The 18,998-nt window shown below is 61.8% G+C and carries 13 protein-coding genes; 1 reads left to right on the plus strand and 12 read right to left on the minus strand.

Features of this window, described 5'->3' with window-relative positions; translation table 11 throughout:
- Nucleotides 1-95: 95 nt before the first annotated feature.
- The 5 genes from IEW17_RS03680 to IEW17_RS03700 form a co-directional block, all read right to left on the minus strand.
- Nucleotides 96-2,363, minus strand: coding sequence for a DUF4175 domain-containing protein (locus IEW17_RS03680; RefSeq protein ID WP_229748792.1), 2,268 nt, complete (start codon nt 2,361-2,363; stop codon nt 96-98).
- Nucleotides 2,360-3,988, minus strand: a complete 1,629-nt coding sequence (locus IEW17_RS03685) for a BatA domain-containing protein (protein WP_188560676.1) — start codon at nt 3,986-3,988, stop codon at nt 2,360-2,362. Before IEW17_RS03685 ends, IEW17_RS03680 begins: the two co-directional genes overlap by 4 nt.
- Nucleotides 3,989-4,067: 79 nt before the next feature.
- Nucleotides 4,068-4,940, minus strand: a complete 873-nt coding sequence (locus IEW17_RS03690) for a DUF58 domain-containing protein (protein WP_229748793.1) — start codon at nt 4,938-4,940, stop codon at nt 4,068-4,070.
- Nucleotides 4,941-5,108: 168 nt separating this feature from the next.
- Nucleotides 5,109-6,086 carry an AAA family ATPase gene (locus IEW17_RS03695; RefSeq protein ID WP_188560677.1) on the minus strand — a complete coding sequence of 326 codons (978 nt, stop codon included), beginning with the start codon at nt 6,084-6,086 and terminating at the stop codon, nt 5,109-5,111.
- A 154-nt stretch (nt 6,087-6,240) separates the two neighbouring features.
- Entirely contained in the window at nt 6,241-6,864 is a 624-nt protein-coding gene (locus IEW17_RS03700; RefSeq protein ID WP_188560678.1) for a DUF4159 domain-containing protein, read from the minus strand.
- Nucleotides 6,865-7,144: 280 nt separating this feature from the next.
- On the opposite strand from IEW17_RS03700, the gene IEW17_RS03705 reads away from it, so the two are divergent.
- A complete protein-coding gene (locus tag IEW17_RS03705; protein ID WP_188560679.1) occupies nt 7,145-7,771 on the plus strand; it encodes a porin family protein in 627 nt (208 codons plus the stop codon).
- 143 nt (nt 7,772-7,914) lie between these two features.
- Here the strand turns inward: IEW17_RS03705 and IEW17_RS03710 are convergent, their stop codons facing one another.
- From IEW17_RS03710 to IEW17_RS03740, 7 genes are all read right to left on the minus strand, one after another.
- Nucleotides 7,915-9,240, minus strand: coding sequence for a TldD/PmbA family protein (locus IEW17_RS03710; protein ID WP_188560680.1), 1,326 nt, complete (start codon nt 9,238-9,240; stop codon nt 7,915-7,917).
- 176 nt (nt 9,241-9,416) lie between these two features.
- Nucleotides 9,417-11,066: a TldD/PmbA family protein gene (locus IEW17_RS03715; RefSeq protein WP_188560681.1), complete on the minus strand. Its 1,650-nt coding sequence runs from the start codon at nt 11,064-11,066 to the stop codon at nt 9,417-9,419.
- Between the two features lie 115 nt (nt 11,067-11,181).
- The gene (locus IEW17_RS03720) at nt 11,182-12,375 is read right to left on the minus strand and encodes a carboxypeptidase-like regulatory domain-containing protein (protein WP_188560682.1); all 1,194 of its coding nucleotides are present in this window, start codon (nt 12,373-12,375) and stop codon (nt 11,182-11,184) included.
- A 165-nt stretch (nt 12,376-12,540) separates the two neighbouring features.
- Nucleotides 12,541-13,875: a TldD/PmbA family protein gene (locus IEW17_RS03725; RefSeq protein WP_188560683.1), complete on the minus strand. Its 1,335-nt coding sequence runs from the start codon at nt 13,873-13,875 to the stop codon at nt 12,541-12,543.
- A gap of 145 nt (nt 13,876-14,020) precedes the next feature.
- Entirely contained in the window at nt 14,021-15,673 is a 1,653-nt protein-coding gene (locus tag IEW17_RS03730) for a TldD/PmbA family protein (RefSeq protein ID WP_188560684.1), read from the minus strand.
- A 129-nt stretch (nt 15,674-15,802) separates the two neighbouring features.
- Nucleotides 15,803-17,122: a TldD/PmbA family protein gene (locus tag IEW17_RS03735; protein WP_188560685.1), complete on the minus strand. Its 1,320-nt coding sequence runs from the start codon at nt 17,120-17,122 to the stop codon at nt 15,803-15,805.
- 151 nt (nt 17,123-17,273) lie between these two features.
- A complete protein-coding gene (locus tag IEW17_RS03740) occupies nt 17,274-18,926 on the minus strand; it encodes a TldD/PmbA family protein (protein WP_188560686.1) in 1,653 nt (550 codons plus the stop codon).
- Between the last annotated feature and the right edge of the window lie 72 nt (nt 18,927-18,998).

Below are 18,998 nucleotides of genomic sequence, written 5' to 3' on the forward strand. Positions count from 1 at the left end.
TTAGAATCTTACTCCACTCCTTTCCTTCATTGACCTAAATTAAGAGGTCGTGTCTGAACATAGGAATAGGATTCGGGGGCAGAGTGGGCAACGGACTAGCGGCTTAATTCCTGAAAGTAGCGCCGGGCCAGTCGGTTGGGCGCGGGTATGGTGGGTGGTGAGGGTGTGGGCGCAGCCAGCAAGTCGGTGAGGGCGCGGGCCACGGGCTGGCGGGCGGCGGCGCGGGTTGGGCGGCCGGCCCGGACGTCGGCCCCCAACTCGCGCAGGGCTCGCAAGGCCGGCAGGTACGCGCCCGGCCGGCTGAGCGCCGCGCCGGCCAGCACAGTGCCGGCCTGGTCGAGCAGCGCGGCATCGGCGGGGCGGCCGGACAGGCCATTATCGGCGGCCGCCAGCCAGCGCAGGGCAGCGCGCACGGCGGGCTGGGAGGCAGGGGCGGGCAGCGTTTGCTGGCGGCGGGGCACGGCGGCCCCGGCCAGCTCGCCGGTGAGGCGCAGGGTGGCTTCGGGCATGGGCGGCGGCGTGAACCCGGCCTTCTTGACGAAGGCGCGGGTTTGCTGCTGCACTTGCTTGAGCAGGCGCAGGGCGCGGTACTCGTAGGGGAGGGCTTCCTTGAGCTGGCCGGTGCGTAGGCGCAGCTCGGCGGCCCACATCTGGTCGAGCACGGCGCGGAGCTTGGCCTTCACGGCGGGCTCCAGGAAGTCGGCCGTTTCGGAGTCGTCGTGCTTGTGAATGTAGGGCTCCATCAGGGCGTCGGTTTCGGCGGTGGGAGAGGCTTTGGCGGGCGAAACCGGCGCGCTGCCGTGGTCGTGGCCGTCGTGCTCATCGTGCTGTTCCGGGGCCTCGGCGGTGGGGCTGGCGGGCGCGTCCTCGTCTTCGGCAATGGGCGAACGCGGCGCCTGGGCCCCGATGCCGGCTTCGGATTCTTCGCCCATAAACTTGCCGTAGCGCAGGCGCAGGCTCTGCTGGTCGAAGCCCAGGGCATTGGCGCGGCTGGCCACGGTGGCGGCATCGAGCTTAGGCTTTTCGGCGATGAGCTTTTCGGTGTCGATGATAATCTGGCGCTCGCTGCGGAAGTAGGCCGGGGCCACTTTCACGCCCATGCCCAGGTCGGTGGGGCTGTCGGCCACGGCCGTGTCCTGCCACTGCACGAGGTAGGCGTCGGTGCGAGTAGAGTGGCCGTGGTTGTCGTGGGCGGTGAGGTAGAAGTAAAGCTCGTCGCCGTAGGTCAGGCCCAATTGGGGCAGTTTGAGTTGGCTAATGAGCGTGGCCTGCGCGGTATTGCCGCCCAGGTCCGCGCTCAAATCGCGCCGCACTTCCCGAAATTTCACGGCCTCGCCTTGGCCCTGGGCTACGGTGATAACCAGCTCAGCCCGGCTCAGGCCGTAGTCATCGCGCACACTGGCGCGTATCGGCACCTCGGGCCGTTGGCCAATGGCGGCCACCAGCGTATAGGATTTGGGGGTGATGATGCGCAGCACCGGGGCCTGGTCGGCCCGTACATCAATGGCGTAATCATCCGAAACCGTGCCCGCAAATCGTAGCCGATAAAGGGTGGAAGTTGTCAGCAGCTGCTCGGTGAAAAACGCGCCGGGCTGCCCGGCCACGGGTCGCAGCTTCACCCGCTGCCGGCCCAGCTCCAGCTCAGGTACAGCTTTGCTATTGCTGCTCACGCGCACCTGCCAGCGTACCCGCGCTTCCTGCGAACACTGAAACGAGCCCTGCGCCGGGGCAAAAGCCGGCAGGCGCGTGTAGGCCGGCGGGGTCACCCGCAATTGCGTTTCGGTGATGCGGGGCACCGCCTGACCCGCAACCGTGGGTTTGCCGGGACTGGAAAAGTGAATGGGTACGCCGGCAGGCTGTTTTTTGGCCCGTGCCGCTGGCCACCACCAGGCTACGGCACTGGCTATTAGCAGTATTCCCATTAGCCAAGTGGCTTTTCGAAAATCCACGGGCAAGGTCAGGGCATCGGCCGTGCGCAGCTCGGCCACGCGCCGGGCCACCCGCTGCTGCTGCAGCTGTTCCAGGAGGTTTAGGTCGGCCGGGTTACGCAGTAGCAGGCCAGTGCTGTCCTCCAGCTCCGCAAACTGCCGGTCGAGCCGGGGCGCGGTGGTGGCCAGCTGCACCAGACGTAAGGGCCAGAGTTGCCATCCAATCAAAGCCAAACCCAGGCCGGCCGCCGCCACCAACGCTGGCCCCGCCGCCGGCCACTGCCGGCCCATTACTGCCAGCAGCGCGGCTCCGGCCAGCGCGGGCAGCAGCACTGCCGCCACCCGCCGGGCCACGTAGCGTTGGCCCACCGCCCGTACTGCCTGCCGGGCCTGGTTTACAGTCACCGTTGGCGAAGAATCAATTACCTGGCTCATAATAGCGGCGAAGACAATATCCGGACTTCCCGCCGGCGAGCCAGCAGGCGCTCGAGCAGGAACAGCAGCCCGGCTGCCAGCACCAGCCACGGCCGCAAATCGGTGACGCGAAACGCTGGCGGTGCGGGCGGGCTGGTTTTGGTTGGAGTAGCATTGCCACCGAAAAGCTGCGTGGGGTCAAGGGTGCGTTGGTCGTGGGTTGCCAGCGCTTGGTCGAGGGCTGCTTCGGCGGAAGGAAGGTCGTCGGTAAGTGCTGGTTGCAGTAGCGCCAGCAGGCGGGCGGGCAGGGTGGGGTCGTCGCCCAACTCACTCCACGCTGGGTTCAGGCGAGTGTGAAGTTGGTAAATCGCACCAGCGTCCTGCGCTTGGCGCGTGAGCACGGGTCGTCCCTGGCCATCCGTCCACAGCGGCCGGGCCGTTTTCATGGGCGTAATATCGTCCCGTCGAAACACGGCGACTGCCGCTGCTTCAGCTTCGTTGGTTGCCAGGGTTGCCGTATCGGCCACGCCCGCGCCGCGGGTTTCCTGCCAGATTTTGGTGCCCTTGCCCGCTGCGGTACGCCAGGCGGCGGGCAGGGGCGCATCACTCAGCCAGAAAAGCCAATCGGCAGGCATAGTTGAAACCGGAATTTGGGCAGTCGTGGTGAGGGCCAACGGCACGGGCAGGCCCACGGCCGCGGCCCGTAGGCCCGCTCGCAAGTAGCGCGCATCAGACGCGTAACCAGCTGTTGCGTAGATAACCACGCGCAAAGGCTGGGTGCGTACTGGGATGGTCAACTCTGGATTTGCCAAGGAGTCCTCAGCAGCTCCCAACGGTTTCAATAGGCTTCCCGTTGCGCCATTCTCAAACTGCAACGGCGGCAACCCGGCCACGCGCAACTGCGCACCCGGCTGGGGCCGGGCCACCGAAACCAGCCGAAATGAAGTCCGCGTCTCGTCGCTTTGGCCCAGCAGCAACTGCAGGCTATCGCGGTGCAGGGCAGCGGCCTGCAGCCAGATTTTGACAACACTATTGGGGAGCATTTGCCAAGTCACAGCAGCGGGTAGCGGTGGGTGAATTCCTTGGAAATTCCGCACTGCCGCCGATGTCACCACGAAAAGCGGCTGGCCCGGAAATACGTCAGCGGCCTGCCGCACCCGCGCCCAAGCGAATCGTTCTGGCTGGTCGGAGCCCATTACCACTCCGTTTGGTGAGCCACCGCGCCGAACTGCCGAATCGGCTCGCCAGGTACCTCTTGGCACACGGGCAAACTCAGCGGCCAGCCAGCGCACCACGTAGCCCCGACGCCGCAGCGAGTCGATGGTTGGCCGCAGGGCCGTGAAAGCGGGCGTGCCCAGCACCTCGGGGCTCAGCAGTACCTGGCCCCGGCTGGCGGGCTGGAGCTGCCGCCACACGGGCTCGGCCACGGCCAGGGCCAGCACGGCCAGCAGCGCGGCGCGGAGCAGCAAAAGCCACACCTGCTCCAGCTTCAGGTTGCGCAGACGGCGGTTGGCCCCGGCGGCCAGCCAGCGCAGGCTGCCCACGGCCACTTCGCGGCCCGGCCGGCGGTTCCATAGGTGAATGGCCACCGGCACCAAAAGGCCTAGCAGGGCCAGCAGCGCAAATGGATTGAGGAGCGTGAACAAGTGAAGTTAAAAGTTAAAAGTTGAGAGTTAAAAAGCAAAAGGAATAGGTGAAAACATTAGCTGTTTTAACCTTTCACCTTTAACTATTTTTGCGTTTTCGCAGAAACTCCCGAATGGCTCCATCCAGCGGCTCGGCAGTGCTGAGCTGATGGTAGTCGAAGCCTTGGCGGCGGGCCGTTTGGGCGGTGTCGCGCAGCCACTGCTGCAATTGTTGCTGGTAAGCCGGCCGTTGCTGGTCGGCATCAATCTGCAGGGTTTGGCCGCTCTCTAAATCCCGGAAAGTAACCGCGCCCTGGTAGCTGAATGTGAGCTCGTTATGAGATAATAAATGCAGCAATAGTACGTCGCCGCTGGTAGCCCGCAGGCGGGTGAGCAGGGTGCTGATTTCAGCTTCGGACTCGTACAAATCACTCACGCACACGGTGAGCGCTCGCTGCCGCCGGGCCGTGAGCGGGGCCAGGGTCGCATGGTCGGGGAAGCTCCCGGCGGCCTCAACGGTTTCGAGGGCGTGGTAGAGGCGGGGGAGTTGGCGGGCATCGGCGCGGGGCGGCAAATGGCGCAAGCCGGTGGGACTAAGAATGGTGAGGCCCACGGCATCGCCTTGCTGAGTGGCGAGGTAGGCCAGCGAGGCTAGCAGCAGCCGGGCGTAGTCGAGCTTGGTGAGGCCGTTGTCGTCGCGGTGGTTCATGCTGGCGCTGGCATCGAGCAGCAAATGCACGGTCAGGCTGGTGTCGATTTCGGACTCGCGCAAATAGTAGCGGTCCGAGCGGGCGGCCAGGCGCCAATCCAGGCGGCGCAGGTCGTCGCCGGGTTGGTAGGGGCGGTACTGGCTGAACTCCATGCCCGCGCCGTGCCGCCGGCTGGCGTGCGCGCCGTTGAGGAACCCTTCGGCCACTTGCCGGGCCGCCAGGGACAGGTTGCGCAGGCCGTGCAGAAGTTCGGGGGAGAGCAATTTTAGGGAGCAGTTAACAGTGAGCAGTGAGCTAAAAGAACGTCATGTCGAGCGTAGCCGAGACATCTCGCTCGCATCATTGAACGATTGAATTACTTCGGCACGCGAGATGTCTCGGCTGCGCTCGACATGACGTTCAACTGAACACGTTTAATCAACGACGTTCAATCAAACCTGAACCGCTTTCAGTAATTCCACCACCGCATCATCCGTCGTCAGATTCTCGGCTTCGGCGTTGAAATTCAGTAGCACCCGGTGGCGCAACACCGGCGGGGCCAGCGTGCGAATGTCCTCCAGCGTAGCGGCGAAGCGGCCGTGCAGCAGGGCCCGCGCTTTGGCGCAAAGTATCAGGGCCTGCCCGGCTCGTGGTCCCGCACCCCAGCGTCCGTAGTCCTTAATAAATTTCACTTCCGAAGTAGCTGGCCGCGTGGCCCGCACCAGTCGGTTCACAAAATCCATCAGCTCGGGGCTGAAGCTGACCTGGCGCACAAGGGCCTGCAGGGCACGGATATCGGCGCCGCCCAGCACCGGCTGCACGGCCTGGCCCGCCGCGCCGGTGGTGCCGCGCAGCACGGCCAGCTCCTCCTCGGCGGTGGGGTAGCCGATGCGCACATACAGCAAAAACCGGTCGAGCTGGGCCTCGGGCAGGGGGTAGGTGCCGCTTTGCTCGATGGGGTTTTGGGTGGCCAGCAGGAAGAACGGCTTGGGCAGCGCGTGCTCCTGCCCGGCGTAGGTGACGTGGCCTTCCTGCATGGCCTCCAGCAGGGCGGCCTGGGTTTTGGGCGGCGTCCGGTTGATTTCATCGGCCAGCACCAGGCTGGCGAAAATAGGGCCGGGGTTGAATTTGAACGAGCGGTGGCCGGTGCCGTGGTCTTCTTCCAATACTTCGGTGCCGAGGATGTCGGTCGGCATCAGGTCGGGCGTGAACTGGATGCGGCGGAAGGGCAAATCGGTGGCGGCGGCCAGCGTGCGCACCAGCAGCGTCTTGGCCAGGCCGGGCACGCCTTCCAGCAGTGCATGGCCGCCGGCCAGCAAGGCCACCAGCACTTCATCCAACACAGTTTCCTGGCCCACGATAACCTTGGCGATTTCGGCTTTGAGAACCGGCAGCTTGGCTAGGAGGGTGTTTACTTCTTGTTCGGTCATGGGGGGTATAAAGTCGTATTGCAAGTACGTCATGCCGAGCGCAGCCGAGGCATCTCGCGTGTACTACTAAATCGATTTTTGCAGTGATTTTGATTACTGCCACAAGCGAGATGCCTCGGCTGCGCTCGGCATGACGTGCCATTAAAGCAAATCGTCACGTCAGCGCGTACAGCAGAATATTTACCCCAAACTTGGTGTTGTCCTCCGCCAAAAAACGCTTGTTGCGGAAGTCGTAATCCCACTCGCAGCCGTAGTCTTTGTTGGAGTAAAGCACGCCGATGCGGCCCTTTATTTCCACGGCTTTCAGGTAGTCGTGCACGAGGTCGTCGCCCCAGCCATTCAGCTCGAAGCCGGTGTTGGGCGGGCCGTCTTTGAAGGTGAAAAACTGGGAATAAATCGGGTGGGTTTTGGGGATTTTCTTCAGGGCACTGGCCCCGAAGCACTGGCGCATCTGCTCCTCAAAAGAGCGGGCAAACAGGCCGTCGATATCGTGATTGCAGTCGTCGACGAACACAAAGCCGCCGTTGCGAACGTATTGGGTAAAATTCTGTTTCTCAGCACCAGAAAACTGCACCAGCCGGTGGCCCGAGAGGTAGCAGAATGGGTAATTGAACAGCTCCGGACTATCCAGGGCCACTACTTTTTCTTTGGGGGCAATGGGCACTTTGGTGTACTGCACTAGTGAGTGCAGCAGGTTGGCCGGCATGCGCTCGTCCACGGCGTCCCAGTCGCCGGAGTGGTACTTCAGGCGCACAAAAGTGAAAGGGGCAGCGGGCACAGAGAACGAAGTAGAAGCGTAAAAAAAAACGAGGACGAGTAAGCCGGGCGCTTGAGCGATAGTCGGACTAAAAATAAACGGGTTGCTTTGGCGTTGAATTATGCCCGTTGAAGTCGGTGCAGAACTCGATATTTTAGCATCAAGCCAGTGCGCAACCTATTGGCTGGCCGGTGCAGTAGCTATTTTTACGGATTATTCAACCGGGCTATCGTCGGCTAAGCTACTGCTGAATCATCGGCCGCCCGCCGTTCATCGTCCTCATCACACCCCCCTACGCCCTATGAAAAAGCTCCTGATTATTGGCGTGCTGAGTTTGCTCATTACGCCGCTGGCCCAGGCCCAGTTCGGGATTAAAGGCGGGCTGAACGTGGCGGAGCTGACCGGCCGCGACGGCGAAAGTACTTCATATAGGCCGTTTTACCACGTCGGGGCCTTCTACGAAGCCAACCTGTTCGGGCCGCTCTCCATTCAGCCCGAAGTGCAGTATTCGGTGGCCGGCGGCAACCTGAAATCAGCCTTTACCAACTACGACAGCAAACTGCACTACCTCACGGTGCCCGTGCTGGCCAAGCTCACGCTCGGGCCGGTGTTCGTGGAGGCCGGGCCGCAATTTGGGGTGCTGCTCAGCGCCAATCAATCGGGCACCATGCAGGTGGGCTTCACCGCCGATGGCAAGCCGGCTTATGGCAACGAGTCGCGCCCGGCCACCAGCGAGTTCAAGCGCAACGATTTTAGCGTGGTGGGTGGCGTGGGCCTCAAGCTGGGCGGTAGTCTATCGCTGGGCGGCCGCCTGGTCGCTGGCCTCAACGACATTAATGACGCGAAAAACCTGTCCGGCATCAACGACCCGCGGCTGCAAAACCGGGTGTTTCAGGTGTACGCCGCGCTTCAGTTTGGCAAGAAGTAGGCTTAAGAATACGTGAATCGTTTGTCATCCTGAGCAGAGCGAAGGACCTTATCACCGCTGAGCTTTCTGCAGTAATTGCAATCGGCACCAACGTGATAGGGTCCTTCGCTTCGCTCAGGATGACAAACGATTATTGCAATCCCCTAAACAGCGTCCGACAAGCTCGTGAACGTGAAGTCGCGAATCTTGAGCGGTGGAATCAGGCAGCCGGCCAGGCGCTGGGGCCGGCCGATGGCCTCGATGTTGTTGAGCATGATGATGGGGCTCTCGTTGAAGCGCAGGTTCTTGATGGGGAACTTGATTTTCCCGTTCTCGATGTAGAACGTTCCGTCCCGGGTCAGGCCGGTGTAGAGCAGCGTCTGCGGGTCGACTTCGCGGATGTACCAGAGGCGCGTGACTAAGATGCCCTTGGCTGTGCCCTTAATGAGGTCGGCGGTGCTTTGGGTGCCGCCCGCCATGATGAAACCGCTGGGAAAAGCCGTGGCAGCCACCTTGTTTTTCTCGGCCCAGAAGCGGGAGTAGTATAGCTGCTTCACTACGCCTTTCTCAATCCAGCTCAGGCGCTTGGTGGGCAGGCCCTCGCCGTCGAAGGCGCTGCCGGGCACCTCGGCGTTCATGGGGTCGGAGTAAATGTTGATGCGCTCATCAAACAGCTTCTCGCCCTTGCGGTTGCCACCGCCTTTTTTGGTCATGAAGCTCCGGCCTTCATCAGCCGAGCGGGCGTCGAGGCCGTACATCAGGCCGCCGAGCAGCGACAAGTCGCCGCCGTCCATGAGGGCGGCGGGCTCCAGAATCACGGTGTACTTGCCGGGCTCGATGGCCTTGGCATTCACCGAGCCCAGGGCTTTGTCGGCGGCACGCTGGGTGAGGGCTTTGGCGTTGAGCTTGGCCGGGTCCGTCACGTCGGCAATGGCGTAGCCCGAGCCGCGGCCGTCGGCGGTGCGCACCGTTACCGAAAAGTCGGTGTTGGTGGACTGTTGGTAGGCCTCCAGGCCCTTGGAGTTGCGCAGGGCTTGAAACCGGGTGCCGCCATCCAGAAAGCCGGCGGCGGTCAGGTTTTTGGCGGCGCACAGGGCCATGCTGTCGGCCGCGGCCTGGGCGCGGGTAGCGGCGGTGAGCTGCGTAGTAGCCGCCGAGGGCGGGCTCAAAAAGGTTTGGGGACCCAGCATCGGCACGTACTCCGGGCTTTCGGGGGCGAGCTTGGCAATTTCTTCGGCCCGCTGCACGCAGCGCTTCAGGGCCGCGTCGTCGAACTCGTTGCAGGTGGCAATGCCGGAGCGTTTGCCGAAGCGCGACTCCACGGCCAGCGACACGGTATCGGCCGCGCCGGCCGTGCTCACGCTGTTGCGGGCGTAGCGAATGTTGCCCATGGTGCGCCCGTTCAGCGACACCGCGCACTCATCGGCAGTGCTGTAAGCGAGGACTTTTTTGAGGAGCGTCTGGGCTTCGTCTTTGGAGAGAATAGCCATGATGATTGGATTTGCAGAAATTGAAGATTGGGACATTCGGGCAGCGGAACCTCACCCCCTGACCCCCTCTCCCGTGGAGAGGGGACACCGGTTATGCTTCTAAAGAAACCGGTGATTAAAATCGTCAGGCTCCCCCTCTCCATGGGAGAGGGGGCTGGGGGTGAGGTTTTTTTGGGTTAAACCTTCCGCGCCGTGTTGATGACGTTCACGCCGTTGAAGCGCGTGGTGGCCGAGCCGTGGCTCACCGATGACACCTGCGACGGCTGGCCTTTGCCATCGAAAAAAGTGCCGAAAATGCGGTAGTCTGACTGGTCGCAGCTGCCCGCGCAAGCGCCCCAAAACTCCTGGGTGTTCGACTGGTACGCCACGTCTTCGAGCGGCTCCGTGATTTTGCCCTTCTCGATGGCAAAAAACAACTGCCCGCCAAACTGAAAATTAAACCGTTGCTGGTCAATGGAAAAAGAGCCCGCGCCGGCAATGTAAATGCCCTTGTCCACGCCCTTAATCATTTCATCCACGCTCATTTTAGCGGTGCCGGGGCGCAGGCTCACGTTGGGCATGCGCTGGAACTGCACGTCCTCCCACGACTGTGCGTAGGCGCAGCCGTCCGACTCCTTCTGGCCCACGATGTGCGCCTGGTCCCGGATTTTCTGGTAGTTCACCAGCTTGCCGTCCTTGATGAGGTCCCACTCGCGGGTTTTCACGCCCTCGTCGTCGAAGCCCACCGCGCCCACCGAGCCGGGTTGCAGCTTGTCGGCCACGATGTTTACCGCCTTCGAGCCGTAGGGCAGGTTTTTGGCTTTCCACTCCAGAGTGGCGAAGCTGGTGCCGGCAAAGTTGGCCTCGTAGCCCAGCACGCGGTCGAGCTCCGTGGGGTGGCCCACGCTTTCGTGGATGGTCAGGCCCAGGTGGCTGGGGTCGAGCACGAGGTCGTATTTACCGGGCGTCACGGATTTCATGGTCAGCTTGGCTTTGGCCTGCTTGCCGGCCATGGCAGCGTCGGCCAGCATGTCGTAGCGCAGCTTGTAGCCCACCGTGCCGGTGCCGGCCGGGCCGGCAATCTGCTCGGCCGCGCTGGGCGTGAGGTACTCGTAGCCCAGACCCACCGGCGCGCTCAGCGCCTCCCGCGAGCGGAATTTTCCGGTTTTCGTGTCCACGGCCGTGGCCGAAAACGTGGGCCAGAGCCGGTGCACGTCCTGGTCGATGTACGAGCCGTCGGTGCTGGCAAAATACTTCTGCTCGTTCACCTGAAAAATGGCAGAGTTGATGTAGTTGGCCCCGCCATCCAGCGCGGCGGCGTTGGCAGCCAGCAGCAAATCCACTTTCTGTTTCACGGGCACCTCGAAGGCGCTTTGCTGAATGGGCGTTTTCCAGCTCACTTCACCATAGCCCTGCTGGGCGGCCAGTTGCACGGGCACCTTCATCACCAGGCGGTTGGCCTTGGCAATATCGACGGCCACGCGGGCGGTGGCGGCCAGGCTGGCCTCGGTCACCACGCTGGTCGAGGCAAAGCCCCAGCAGCCGTTCACCAGCACCCGAATGCCCACGCCGTAGCTCTCGGTACTCACAATGTTCTGCACCTGCTTCTCACGCGTGAACACGTACTGGTTGAGGGAGCGGCCAATGCGCACGTCGGCGTAGTCGGCCCCGGCCGTTTTGGCGGCATTCAGCGCCGCGTCGGCCAGCCGCTTTTTCACGATAACATCCGCGCCCGGCTCCAGCAGGCGGGCGGGGTCCACGGCGGTGTAGCCGAAGCCCGGTAGGCTCGGCAAAAACAAGGCTCCGGCGGCAAGGCTGGTCAGCCCCACAAAGTCGCGTCTCTTCATTGGTGCAGGAAAAAAAGGTGAAGTGTAGCGTGGACTCTGCGAGTCCGCGCATGGGTTGATTGGAAAACACCTGGCCATTCGCCAAGGCGTGGACTCGCAGATTCCGCGCTACAAGTTATGGCGTGAGCATAGTGCCGAAAGCGCCCTTTTGCTCAAAGGATTTCATGACTTGTTCCTCCAGCGGGGTGCGTTTCACCACCGCGTTATTCTGCCAGAAAGCCGGGTCGTAAGTGGTTTGCTTGATGAGCGCCAAATCGACTTCACCGCCCTTTACCGGGGCGTAGGTCACGCGGGCATCGGGGGTGGGCCGGCTGTTGTAGAAGTAGGTGAAGGAAGTGGCCTGGATGGCAACGCTGCGTTGCAGCGGACTTGTCACGGCGGCTTGATAATCTATCTTAATATAGTTAAGCACAGCACCATTTGGGGTCGGCTGGAAGTCCATTTCGAAGACCGAATGCTGGCCCTTGAATTTCATCACTGGATTGTTTATCTTAATGGAAATCAGACCGGGAGTTTCAAAGCGCACATGCAAAATCTGGTGAGTGGCCTCGTCAATAATGAGGCTGCCCTTGGTCGTGAGGGGGGCAAGGCCGGGCCTGCTGTCGAAGCCAATCTCAACCAAGTGCTGGTTGCCACTCTGCGTTACGCTAATCAAAGACAGCTTGTAGTATCGAGCGACATTCAGGCCCACAATGCCCCTTTGAGTGAGGCTGTCATCCTTCATATTGAAACCGACCATTTTGGTGTAGATGGAAAAGTTGTTGAAGCTCAGATTCGCTTTCTTTTTAGCGAAGCGGCCGTGGGCGAAGGCGCTGCCATCCATGCCCGCATTGTTGGTGGCGGCGTCCCACACCATTTCCTGCACTTCGGTAGCATCACCGGCAATGCGAGTGATTTGCCTGTAGAAAGCCTGGCCGTAGAGCTTGCGGTCGTGGGTGCGGCGCATCTGCCGGTAGGCCTGCGCAATCAAGTCACCGAGGTAGCTGCCCACCTGCACCTCGGGCAGCAGCACCGAAGCCGGCCGCAGCCGGATTTGCAGCGGCCCGGCCGTGGCCACGGCCACCGTGTCGCGCTGGTGGCCCAGCTCCGACACCACCAGCTTGCCCGGCAGCGCCACGGCACCCAGCTCAAACTCGCCCTCGGCATTGCTGGTGGTGCCCTGCGGCGAGTTCAGCACCGAGATGCTGGCGTAAGGCACCGGCTGGCCGGTGCTGGCATCGAGCACCTTGCCGGTGAGGCGCTGGGCGGTGGCCGCCGGCCCGAAGGCCATCAGCAAACCCGTGGCAGCGGTGAATAAGTGGTACTTCATGCAGAATAGAAAGGAGGAAAGATGGTGCAATATAGCGTCCCGCGCCATGCCGTCAACCGGCCAGATGCAACCTCCAGGCTCGTGGTTGCCCGCGCATAGCCGTTCGAACGCAAAAAATCCCTGAACCCAGCGGATTCAGGGATTTGCAGCCCGAATAAACAGTTGCTAAACCGCGTCCGACAAGCTGGTGAAGGTGAAGTCGCGAATCTTGAGCGGGGGCACCAAATTGCCATTCAGGCGCACCGGCTTCCCGATGGCTTCAATGTTATTGAGCATAATCACCGGGCTTTCGTTGAAGCGGAAGTTCTTCACTGGGAACTTGATTTGACCGTTCTCGATGTAGAACGTGCCGTCGCGGGTGAGGCCGGTAAAAAGCAGCGTCTGGGGGTCGACGGGGCGGATGTACCACAGGCGCGTCACCAGAATACCTTTGGCGGTGCCCTTGATGAGGTCGGCGGTGCTTTGGGTACCGCCTTCCATTATCCAGCCGTTGGGCCGGGGCAGGTCGGGGATGCCGGCTTTCTGGGCCCAGTAGCGCGAGGCGTAGAGGTTTTTCACCACGCCCTTGTCAATCCAGGTCGTGCGCTGCAGGGGCCGCCCGTCGCCGCTGAACGTCAGGTCGCTGATATCCGGGTTCAGGGGGTCGGAGTAGATGGTGACCCGCTCATCAAACATCTTTTCGCCCTTGCGATTGCCGCCGCCCTTTTTGCTCAGGAAGCTGCGGCCTTCGTCGGCATTGCGGGCGTCGAGGCTTTGCATGAGCGCCCCAATTAGCGAAGTGTCGACGTTAGAGAGCAGCGCGTTGGGCTCCAGAATCACGGTGTACTTGCCCGGCTCAATGGCGCGGGCCTTCATCGAAGACGCCGCTTTATCAGCCGCGATTTTCGTGAAGCGGGCCGCGTCGAACTTGGCGGCGTCCACGTAATCGCCCGAGGCGTAGCCCGAGCCGGTGCCGTCCGGCGTGCGCACTGTCACGCTGAAGGTGATGTTGGAAAGCTGCTGGTACGCCTCCAGGCCTTTGGAATTGCGTTTGGCCACGAAGCCCACCGAGTCGTTAAGAAACGCGGCGGAGCTGAGCTTTTTCTGGTCGCACAGCGCCATGCTGGCCCCAATTTGCCTGGCCCGATAATCGGGGTCAATCGCGGCCGTGGCGGCGGCAAACGAGCGGTTGCCGTCCAGGTAAGCCTGCGGCCCGAGCAGCGGCATGTACTCCGGGCTTTCCGGCGCGAGGCGGGCAATTTCTTCGGCCCGCTGCACGCAGCGGCGCAAAGTGGCTTCGTCGAACTCGTTGCACGTCGCGGTGCCGGCGCGTTTGCCAAAGCGGCTTTCCACGGCCAGCGACACGTTGTCGCTGGCTCCGGCCGTGCTGATGGAGTTGCGCGCCGAGCGCACGTTGCCGCCCGTGCTGCCGTTCAGCGTCGCGTCGCACTCATCGGCGGTGCTGAAGCTGAGTACTTTCCTGAGGATGGTCTGGGCTTCGTCTTTGGAGAGAATGGCCATGATTTCAATTAGCTGATTTGGTGAGTTAAATCAGAACGTAATGCTGAGCTTGTCGAAGCATCTCTACTACGCAAGTATACACTGTTGCAACGAAGCGGTAGAGATGCTTCGGCAAGCTCAGCATGACGTTCTCTAGGGCAATACGCTAGCCGATTTTCCGGGCCGTGTTAATCACGTTCACGCCGTTGAAGCGCGTGGTGCTCGACCCGTGGCTCACCGCCGAGCTCTGGCTGGGCTGGCCCTTACCATCGTTGAAGGCGCCAAAGAGGCGGTAATCTGACTCGTCGCAAATCGCGTTGCAGGAGTTCCAGAACTCCTGGGTGTTGGCCTGGTAGGCCACGTCCTCCAGCATGCCCGTAATCTGGCCCTTCTCGATGGCGTAAAACACCTGCCCGCCGAACTGGAAGTTATAGCGCTGCTGGTCAATCGAGAACGAGCCGTTGCCGGCGATGTAGATGCCCTTGTCCACGTTCTTCACCAGCTCGTCCACGCTCAGCTTGGCTTTGCCGGGCTGCAGGCTCACGTTGGGCATGCGCTGAAACTGCACGTCCTGCCACGACTGCGAGTAGCAGCAGCCGTCGGACTCCTTCTGGCCCACCATGTGCGCCTGGTCCCGGATTTTCTCATAATCCACCAGACGGCCTTCTTGGATGAGGTTCCACTGCTTGGTTTTCACGCCTTCGTCGTCGTAGCCCACCGCGCCCAGGCTGCCGGGCTGCAGCTTGTCGGCCACGATATTGACGATTTTTGAGCCGTACGGAATGTTTTTCGCCTTCCACTCCAGCGTCGCGAACGAGGTGCCGGCGAAGTTGGCTTCGTAGCCCAGCACGCGGTCCAGCTCCAGCGGGTGGCCGACGGATTCATGGATGGTCAGGCCCAGGTGATGCGGGTCGAGCACGAGGTCGTACTTGCCGGGCGTCACGGACTTGGCCGTGAGCTTTTCCTTCACCTGCTTGGCGGCGGCGGCCACGTCTTCGAGCATGTCGTAGCTATTCTTGTAGCCCACGATGTTCGAGCCCGATGGTCCCGCGACTTTGTCGGCGGCCTTGGGCGTTAGGTATTCGTAGCCCAGGCCCATGGGCGAGCTAAGGGCCTGCCGCGACCGGAATTTGCCGCTGGTCCGGTCAATGGCCGTTACGCCAAACGACGGGTAAATCCGGTGAATGTCCTGGTCGATGTACGAGCCGTCGGTGCTGGCAAAGTACTTCTGCTCGTTCACTTGCGACAGAATCGAGTTGATAAAGGACACGCCCAAGTCCAACGCTTTGGCATTGACGCTCAGCAACAAATCAACCTTGTCCTTAATCGGAACTTCAAACGCATTTTGCTGAATAGGTGCTTTCCAGCTCACCTCCCCAAACCCTTTTTGCGGGGCCAGCTGCACTTTCTCCTTCTGCACTTTGGAGTTGGCCTTAGCAATCTGCACGGCCAGCTGGGCGACCTTGGCAATGCCGGCTTCGGTCACGATGTTGGTCGAGGCGAAGCCCCAGGTGCCGTTGGCAATCACGCGCACGCCCACGCCATAGCTTTCGGTGCTGGCAATGCCCTGCACCTGCTTCTCGCGGGTAAACACGCTCTGGTTGAGGTAGCGGCCAATGCGCACATCGGCGTAGCTGGCCCCGGCGGCTTTGGCCGCGTTGAGGCCGGCGTCGGCCAGGCGTTTTTTTACGATTACGTCCGCACCGGGCTCCAGCAGGCGGGCGGGGTCAACCGAAATGCCGCCCAGGCTGGGAAAGCTGGGCAGGAAGAGGGCGCCGGCCGCCAAGCCGGTCAGTCCCACAAAGTCGCGTCTTTTCATATGGTTGAAATGTAGCGTGGACTCTGCGAGTCCGCGCATGGGTCTGTATTAAAAGCTGGAGAAAGCGTTGTTTGAAAATTAGCAAAGTCGACCATGAATCACGCGGACTCGCAGAGTCCACGCTACAACCTACACCGCGTCGGACAAACTGGTGAAGGTGAAGTCCCGAATCTTGAGCGGCGGCACCAGGTTGCCGCCCAACCGCACCGGCTTGCCAATGGCTTCCAGGTTGTTGAGCATAATCACCGGGCTCTCGTTGAAGCGGAAGTTTTTGACCGGGAATTTGATGACGCCGTTTTCAATGTAGAACGTGCCGTCGCGCGTGAGGCCGGTGTAGAGCAGCGTCTGCGGGTCCACGGCGCGGATGTAGTAGAGGCGCGTGACCAGAATGCCCTTGGCCGTGCCCTTGATGAGGTCGGCGGTGCTTTGGGTGCCGCCGGCCATAATCCAGCCGCCGGGAGGTGCGATGTCCGGTACGCCGGACTTTTGCGCCCAGAAGCGTGAGGTATAGAGGTTCTTCACCACGCCCTTTTCCACCCACGTCACCTTTTTCTGGGGGCGGCCGTCGCCGGCAAACGTCAGGTCGGGCACGTCGGGGTGGGTGGGGTCGGAGTAGATGGTCACCCGCTCATCGAAAACCTTTTCGCCTTTCTTGTTGCCGCCGCCCTTTTTGCTAAGGAAGCTACGGCCCTCGTCGGCGTTGCGGGCGTCCATAGCGTCCATCATGTTGCTCAGCAAATCGACGGCTGCGGCGGGCTCCAGAATCACGGTATACTTGCCGGGCTCAATGGCCTTGGCATTCACCGAGGAAGCCGCCTTATCGGCCGCCACCCGCGTGAGGCGGGCCGCGTCGAACCTGGCCAAATCGGTGTAGTTGGCAATGGCGTAGCCCGAGCCCGTGCCATCCGGTGTGCGCACCGAGATGGAAAAATCCACGCTCGTCAGCTGCTGGTAGGCCTCCAGACCTTTGGAATTGCGCTTGGCCACGAAGCCCGACGAGTCGCTAAAGAACCCGGCGGAGCTGAGCTTTTTCTGGTCGCAGAGCGCCATGCTGGCCCCGATTTGCTCGGCCCGGTAGTCGGGGGTGATGGCGGCCGTGCGCGCGGCAAACGAGCCCGGCGAGGCCAGGTACGTCTGCGGCCCGAGCAGCGGCACGTACTCCGGGCTTTCGGGGGCGAGCTTGGCAATTTCCTCGGCCCGCTGCACGCAGCGGCGCAGGCTGGCTTCGTCAAATTCATTGCAGGTAGCCAGCCCACTGCGCTTGCCAAAGCGCGACTGCACGGCCAGCGACACATTGTCGCTGGCCCCGGCCGTGCTGATGGAGTTGCGCGCCGAGCGCACGTTGCCGCCGCTGTTGCCGTTGAGCGTCACCTCGCACTCGTCGGCGGTGCTGAAGCTGAGGACTTTCTTAAGGATGGTCTGGGCTTCGTCTTTGGAGAGAATGGCCATGATTTTTTAATGTGGAGATGCTGGATGAAATCAGAACGTCATGCCGAGCGTAGCCGAGGCATCTCGCTCGCCTCGTTCAACGATTGGGGTTACTGCGGCACGCGAGATGCCTCGGCTACGCTCGGCATGACGTTCTTACAGAGTCGTTCGATTAACCGATTTTACGGGCCGTGTTAATCACGTTCACGCCATTAAAGCGCGTGGTGGCCGAGCCGTGGCTAACGGCCGAAACCTGGCTGGGCTGGCCTTTGCCATCGAAGAACGAGCCGAACAACCGATAGTCCGACTCGTCGCAGATGGCGGCGCAGGAGTTCCAGAATTCCTGGGTGTTGGCCTGGTAAGCCACGTCCTCAATCATGCCCGCAATCTGGCCTTTCTCGATGGCGTAGAACACCTGCCCGCCGAACTGGAAGTTGTAGCGCTGCTGGTCGATGGAGTAGGAGCCGCGTCCGGCGATGTAAATGCCTTTGTCCACGTTTTTAATCATCTCGTCCACGCTCAGCTTGGCTTTGCCGGGCTGCAGGCTCACGTTGGGCATGCGCTGAAACTGCACCGAGTCCCAGGAATCGGCGTAGCAGCACCCGTCCGATTCGGTCTGGCCGACGATGTGCGCCTGGTCGCGGATTTTCTGGTAGTTCACCAGCGTGCCTTCCTTGATGAGGTCCCAGCGCTTGGCTTTCACGCCTTCGTCGTCGTAGCCCACCGCGCCCAGTGAGCCGGGCTGCAGCTTATCGGCCACAATGTTGACCAGCTTTGAGCCGTAGGGAATATTCTTGGCCTTCCACTCTAAGGTGGCAAAGCTGGTGCCGGCGTAGTTGGCCTCGTAGCCCAGCACGCGGTCGAGCTCCGTGGGGTGGCCCACACTTTCGTGGATGGTCAGGCCTAGGTGGTTGGGGTCGAGCACGAGGTCGTACTTGCCGGCCGTCACGGACTTGGCCGTGAGTTTTTCCTTCACCTGCTTGGCGGCTAGGGCGGCATCTTCCAGTATATCGTAGGAGTTGCGGTAGCCGATGAGGCCGGTGCCGGCCGCGCCCGGAATCTTGTCGGCGGCTTTGGGCGTGAGGTACTCGTAGCCCAGGCCCATGGGCGAGCTTAGCGCGTCGCGGCTTCGGAATTTGCCCGTGGTCCGGTCGATGGCCGTGACCGAAAACGTGGGCCAGATGCGGTGCACGTCCTGGTCGATGTACGAGCCGTCGGTGCTGGCAAAGTACTTCTGCTCATTGATTTGGAACAGCGAAGAATTGACGAAGCTCGCGCCGTTGTCCGTCGCCTTGGCGTTGGCGGCCAGCAGCAGCTCCACCTTCTGGGCCACGGGCACCTCGAAGGAATTCTGTTGAATGGGCGTTTTCCAGCTCACCTCGCCAAAGCCTTTTTGCGGGGCCAGCTGCACCTTTTCCTTCTGCACCTTCGCGTTGGCTTTGGCGATGGCCACGGCCAACTGGGCGGCTTTGGCCAGGCCGGCTTCGGTCACGGTGTTGGTGGCGGCAAAGCCCCAGGTGCCATTGGCCAGCACCCGCACGCCGGCCCCAAAACTCTCGCCGCTGGCAATGTTTTGCACCTGCTTTTCGCGGGTGAAAATGCTTTGGTTGAGGTAGCGGCCAATGCGGACGTCGGCGTAGCTGGCCCCGGCGCTTTTGGCGGTGTTGAGGGCCGCGTCGGCGAGGCGCTTTTTCTGGGCGGGGTCGAGGCCGGGTTCCAGCAGGCGGGCCGGGTCAACCAGGGTGCCGCCCAGACTGGGGAAGCCGGGGAGAAAGAGGGCACCGGCGGCCAGGCCAGTGAGTCCTACAAAGTCGCGTCTTTTCAAAGGAATGTAGTTATTCGGGAATAAAACCAGCAGATTCGTAAAGATGGGTACAAATCTTAATTGAACAGACAG

It is taken from the genome of Hymenobacter frigidus, assembly GCF_014640435.1.
Lineage (GTDB): Bacteria > Bacteroidota > Bacteroidia > Cytophagales > Hymenobacteraceae > Hymenobacter > Hymenobacter frigidus.